General features: G+C 66.3%; 4 protein-coding genes and 3 pseudogenes. 4 read left to right on the forward strand and 3 right to left on the reverse strand.

Annotated features, from left to right (window positions below):
- Positions 1 to 298: 298 nt before the first annotated feature.
- Positions 299 to 1,332: pseudogene (gene glpX / locus JCM19049_RS07460) on the reverse strand (class II fructose-bisphosphatase).
- Positions 1,333 to 1,538: 206 nt separating this feature from the next.
- On the opposite strand from glpX, the gene JCM19049_RS07465 reads away from it, so the two are divergent.
- The 4 genes and pseudogenes from JCM19049_RS07465 to JCM19049_RS19320 all read left to right on the forward strand — a co-directional run bounded on the left by JCM19049_RS07465 (position 1,539) and on the right by JCM19049_RS19320 (position 4,421).
- Complete coding sequence (locus JCM19049_RS07465) at positions 1,539 to 2,195, forward strand: DUF4245 domain-containing protein (RefSeq protein WP_054821267.1); 657 nt, start codon at positions 1,539 to 1,541, stop codon at positions 2,193 to 2,195.
- Positions 2,196 to 2,268: 73 nt separating this feature from the next.
- Positions 2,269 to 2,895 (forward strand): annotated as a pseudogene (locus JCM19049_RS07470) (carbonic anhydrase).
- Positions 2,896 to 3,049: 154 nt separating this feature from the next.
- A pseudogene (locus tag JCM19049_RS07475) lies at positions 3,050 to 3,980 on the forward strand (class II fumarate hydratase); the annotation flags it as partial.
- A gap of 192 nt (positions 3,981 to 4,172) precedes the next feature.
- Positions 4,173 to 4,421 carry a hypothetical protein gene (locus JCM19049_RS19320; protein WP_279402686.1) on the forward strand — a complete coding sequence of 83 codons (249 nt, stop codon included), beginning with the start codon at positions 4,173 to 4,175 and terminating at the stop codon, positions 4,419 to 4,421.
- An 80-nt stretch (positions 4,422 to 4,501) separates the two neighbouring features.
- On the opposite strand, the gene JCM19049_RS07480 is transcribed toward JCM19049_RS19320, so the two are convergent.
- Positions 4,502 to 4,900: an NUDIX domain-containing protein gene (locus tag JCM19049_RS07480; protein ID WP_279402685.1), complete on the reverse strand. Its 399-nt coding sequence runs from the start codon at positions 4,898 to 4,900 to the stop codon at positions 4,502 to 4,504.
- Positions 4,897 to 5,472, reverse strand: coding sequence for a prepilin peptidase (locus tag JCM19049_RS07485; RefSeq protein WP_054821269.1), 576 nt, complete (start codon positions 5,470 to 5,472; stop codon positions 4,897 to 4,899). The genes JCM19049_RS07480 and JCM19049_RS07485 overlap by 4 nt, the downstream gene beginning before the upstream one ends.
- Between the last annotated feature and the right edge of the window lie 123 nt (positions 5,473 to 5,595).

Raw genomic sequence — 5,595 nt, forward strand, 5'->3', positions numbered from 1 at the left:
CCGGATCGCGCTGTGCACCGGCGGCAGCTTCACCCTGCAGCGCGACGGCCGGCAGCTTCAGCTGCACCGCGGGGACTCGGTGTTCCTGCCGGCCGGCTCCCCCGTGCTGGCCCAGGTGCTGGATGGGACGGACGCGACCCTGTTCCTGGCCAGCGCCCAGACCCCAGGAGACTAAACCGGAGGGCGGCCCCGCCCTCCGGGCTAGGGGCCATTCCCCGCATAATGCAAAAGGCTTCGGCGTTGCCTTCCGGAAACATCCGGGGGCAACGGCCGAAGCCTTTGGTGATGGCGGGAAAGCCTAGCGGGTGTAGGCTTCCCACTTGTCCTGGGCGTGCTCGCCCTCGACGAAGCGGATGGTGCCGGACTTCGAACGCATCACGATCGACTGGGTGTGGATGCGGTTGTGCTTGTACCGCACCCCGCGCAGCAGGTCACCGTCGGTGATGCCGGTGGCGGCAAAGTAGCAGTTGTCGGAGGTGACCAGGTCGTTGGTGGTCAGCACGCGGTCCAGGTCGTGGCCGGCCTCCAGGGCCTTGTTGCGTTCGGCCTCATCGGTGGGCCACAGCCGGCCCTGGATGACCCCGCCCAGTGCCTTGATCGCGCACGCGGTGACGATGCCTCCGGGGTTCCGCCGATGCCCATCAGTGCATCAACGCCGGTGCCCTCACGGGTGGCGGCAATCGCGCCGGCCACGTCGCCGTCCATGATCAGCTTCACGCGGGCGCCGGCCTCACGGATCTCGTTGATCAGCTTCTCGTGGCGCGGACGGTCCAGCACGGTTACGGTAATCTGGCTCATCTTCTTGCCCTTGGCCTTGGCCATCAGGTGCAGGTTCTGCTTCACCGGCAGACGCAGGTCCACCAGCTCGGCCGCTTCGGGCCCGGTGACCAGCTTCTCCATGTAGAACACGGCCGACGGGTCAAACATGGAACCGCGGTCGGCCACCGCCAGCACGGACAGGGCGTTGTTCAGGCCCAGGGCGGTCAGCCGGGTGCCGTCGATCGGGTCCACCGCGACGTCGCATTCCGCGCCGGTGCCGGTGCCCAGCTTCTCGCCGTTGAACAGCATCGGGGCTTCGTCCTTCTCGCCTTCGCCGATGACGACCACGCCGTTGAAGTTCACGGTGGACAGCAGGCCGCGCATGGCGTCCACGGCCGCGCCGTCGGCCGCATTCTTGTCACCGAAGCCCACCCACGGGGAGGAGGCGATGGCCGCGGCCTCGGTGGCACGCACCAATTCCAGCGCCAGGTTACGGTCCGGTTCGGCCTCGGATACCGACAGTCGTGGAGAGAGTTGGGCAAAGTTGTTCTTTTCGGTCACGAAAATTCCCATCGCTTCGGTCGTAAGGTATTGCGCCTATGCAAACATCCCCATCATATCGCTTGGCCGTCTTTAGGCTGAATCACACGACACCACCTGACACACCCGTCCGCCGGGAGAACCGTATGAGCGGATTGGGGCCTCCCCCGCCCGGGCGGTGGGCGTGTCCTCGGCCACCTTGGTTCGATTTGTGCGCCGGCTTCGGGGAGAATGGTGGGGTGCAGCCAAGCAATGACCAGCAGCCTGAAACCACTCCCACGGACGCCCCGGCGGCGCGCCGTGACCTGAACGACCCCGAGGCGACGTTCGAGGATTTGCCCTACAAGCCGCAGCTCACCCAGAGCCAGGCCAAGCGGGCGAACCAGACGTTCAAGGGGATGGTGCTCTCACTGCTGTTCACGGTGGCGGCGGTCATCCCAATCCTGCTGCTGAACCCGCTGCAGAAGGCCGATGAGGCCGACCGGGCAGTGAACCTGCAGCAGGTCGCCGAACAGGCGGCCCCCGAGGCGAGCTTCGAGCCATGGACACCGCAGCTGGGCGAGGGCGAGTACGCGAACTTTGCCCGCTGGAAGACCTCCCAGGTGCAGGAGGTTTCGTACTGGGAATTTGGCCTGGTGATGCAGGAGAAGGACTTCGTGTGGGTCCGCCAGATCTCCAATGAGCAGTTCAACGCCAGCTGGCTGGCGACCATCACCGACAACGCGACGCCCACCGACAAGCTGAACATTGGCGGGGCCGAATGGGAGCAGCGGACCAAGGACGATCAGAGCTACCTGATCTCCCAGCGCAGCGACTCCACGCTCATCCTCTCCAGCGACACCTCCCCCGAACAGCTGTTCAACCTGGCCCAGGTAGCCACCCAGCAGGTCAAGTAGCACCGCCAGCCCAGGCCCGCCGGCCGCACTCCACCCACCGACTCCGCCCGGTACGCCACCAAGGACCACACCCATGCCCGAACACCACCTTGCACCGCGCCTGAGCCCGCGCCAGGCCTGGCACCTGCTGCGCGAAGGCAACTTCCGCTTTGTCAACGGGCAGACCCGCCACCCGAACCAGGACGGGGCCCGGCGCCAGTCGCTGATCCACTCCCAGGAACCGTTTGCGGTGATCTTCGGCTGCTCCGATTCCCGGCTGGCCGCGGAGATCATCTTCGATGTCGGGCTCGGTGACATGTTCGTGGTGCGCACCGCCGGGCACGTCATCGACACCGCGAGCTTGGCTCCCTGGAGTACGCGGTGCAGCTGCTGAACATCCCGCTGATAGTGATCCTGGGCCACGACAACTGCGGAGCGGTGACCAGTGCCATGGAATCCCGCCAGACCGGCAACATGCCCCAGGGTTCATCCGTGATCTGGTCGAGCACATCACCCCTCGGTGTTCGCCGCCGAAAGCCACAACCTGTTTGATGTGAACTCCACCGTCGTCGAGCATGTCCAGCAAACCTCCGAACGGCTCGTGGAGCGCTCGCGCCTCATCGGGGACGCGGTCCACAGCGGACGCACCGCGGTGGTGGGCGTGACCTACCGGCTGGCCGAAGGCAAGGCGCAGATCGTCTCCGGCTTCGGTATCTCCTAGTCGGGCCCGGTTCCGCGGAAGCACCCCACGCCACCCGGTGACCCGCGTCACTACCATGGGTGATTTTTAGACTACGCAGTTGTTTCCTAATGCACCTCGCACGTAGCGTTAAGCCATGACCAGTAGTGATGATTTCCGCATTGAACACGACACCATGGGCGAAGTCCGGGTCCCGAAGGACGCGCTGTACCGCGCCCAGACCCAGCGTGCCGTGGAAAACTTCCCGATCTCCGGCAAGCGCCTGGAGTCCGAGCACATCAAGGCCCTGGCGCAGGTAAAGAAGGCGGCCGCGCGCGCCAACCTCGAATTGGGTGTCATCGACGGGGAACGTGCCGAGGCGATCATCGCCGCCGCCGACGCCGTGGCCAGCGGCGAGTATGACGGGCACTTCCCCATTGACGTGTTCCAGACCGGTTCAGGCACCAGCTCGAACATGAACACCAACGAGGTCATCGCCGAGCTGGCCAGCCGCCACCTGGCCGAGGCCGGCTCCTCCACCACCGTGCACCCCAACGACCATGTAAACGCGTCGCAGTCCTCCAATGACGTGTTCCCCACCTCGGTGCACGTGGCCGCGACCGCGGCGCTGACCGGCAAGCTGATCCCGGCGCTGGAGGTGCTCGCCGCCTCGCTGGAGGCCAAGGCCGAAGAGTTCAAGGACATCGTCAAGTCCGGACGCACCCACCTGATGGACGCCACCCCGGTCACCCTGGGCCAGGAATTCGGCGGTTACGCCGCCCAGGTGCGCTACGGCATCGAACGGATCCAGGCCGCCCTTCCGCGCGTGGCCGAGGTCCCGCTGGGCGGCACCGCCGTCGGCACCGGCATCAACACCCCGGAGCTTCCCGCAGCACGTGCTGAAGTTCCTGAGCGAGGACACCGGGCTGCCGATCACCGAGGCCCGCAACCATTTCGAGGCCCAGGCCAACCGCGACGGCCTGGTCGAGGCCTCCGCGGTGCTGCGTTCGATCGCGATCTCCTACATGAAGATCAACAACGACCTGCGCTGGATGGGTTCGGGCCCGAACACCGGGCTGGGCGAAATCGCGATCCCGGACCTGCAGCCCGGTTCCTCGATCATGCCCGGCAAGGTCAACCCGGTAATTTCCGAGGCCGCCATCCAGGCCGCCGCCCAGGTCATCGGCAATGACACCACCATCGCCTGGTCCGGCACCAACGGCATGTTCGAGCTGAACGTGGGCATCCCGGTGATGGCTGCGAACCTGCTTGAATCCATCCGCCTGCTGACCAACGTCAGCCAGGTGATGGCCGAGAAGATGATCGACGGGATTACCGCGAACGAGGAGCGCGCCCGTTTCCTGGCCGAGGCGTCCCCCTCGATCGTGACCCCGCTGAACAAGCTGATTGGCTACGAGAACGCGGCGAAGATCGCCAAGAAGGCCGTGGCCGAAAAGCTGACCGTCCGCGAGGCCACCATCGCCCTGGGCTTTGTGCAGCGCGGGGAGATTTCCGAGGAGCAGCTCGATGAGCTGCTGGATGTCTCCACGATGACCGGCAAGCACTAGCCTTCGCCGCTTCGTCTCCCGGCGGCGGGTCGTCACTGACGGCCCGCCGCCGTTTCACGTTCCGGCCCGGTAAGGAGGGCTTAGCCGAAGTAGCCGCCCACCCGGGGCGCCAGGGCCCAGCGCAGCGCCCGCTCATGCAGCGGCGGCAGCTGGGGGTAGGCGTCCAGCGCGAAGTACGCGGTTTCCAGGTTCTCCCCGTCCAACGGCCGGGGCTGGAGCTCATCCAGGGCCTCGGCCCGGAAGACGATGTCCACGTACTGGGCCTGGTCCCCATTCGGGTACTGGGTGGGTGCGGTTACCCCCACCCCGATCAGGTGCGTCACCGCACAGCGCACCCCGGTTTCCTCCTGCACCTCGCGCACCGCGGTCACTGCCGGCTCCTCCCCCGGCTCGATGATTCCGGCTGGCAGCGTCCACAGCCCGTTGTCCGAGCGGCGCACCAGCAGCACACCACGCTGATCGAGCACCACCACTTTCACCCCTGACAGCCAGAGCGGTGCGGTGCCGACATGGTGGCGCAGTGCCGTGATGAATTCGGGGGTAGCCATCCGTTCATGGTGTCATACCCAGGGCGATCGCCGCACCCAGGATCATGAACGGGCCGAAGCACATGGGACTTCATGCTCAGTTTGCGCAGCAGCATCCCGCCAAGCACCACCAGGCTGGCGGTGACAAAGGCGAACAGGGTAGCCAGCAGCAAGGAGCCGAGCGAAAAGTAGCCCAGGTTCAGTCCCAGCACGCCGGCCAGCTTCACATCCCCCATTCCCATGGCCCCGCGTCCGAGCACCGCAATCAGCAGGTAACCCCCGCCCAACAGCAGCAAACCCAGTCCCGCCCACAGCAGGTCGACAACGTTCCCACGCAAAACGCTGATCAGCAGCAGCAGCGCGGCGCTGGCTCCGGCCCACCGGGCCACCAGCCGGTTCGGCAGCCGGTGCACCGCAATGTCGCTCAGGCTCAAGCGAGTACCGAAATACAGGAAGCACAGCACATAGGCGACGCCGGCCATCCGCAGCCACGGCCCGTCGGTCCACAGCGCGGCCAGCGACACCCCGGCTGGGACGAACCGGCCCGGGACGCTTCACCCAGCAGCAGACCCACCATGTACAGAGCATAGGCCGCATTCGGCATTCGCGGGGCAGCCGGCCGGGGGCTGTGCACAATCCGGCCGAGC

The sequence above is a fragment of the Arthrobacter sp. JCM 19049 genome (assembly GCF_001310435.1).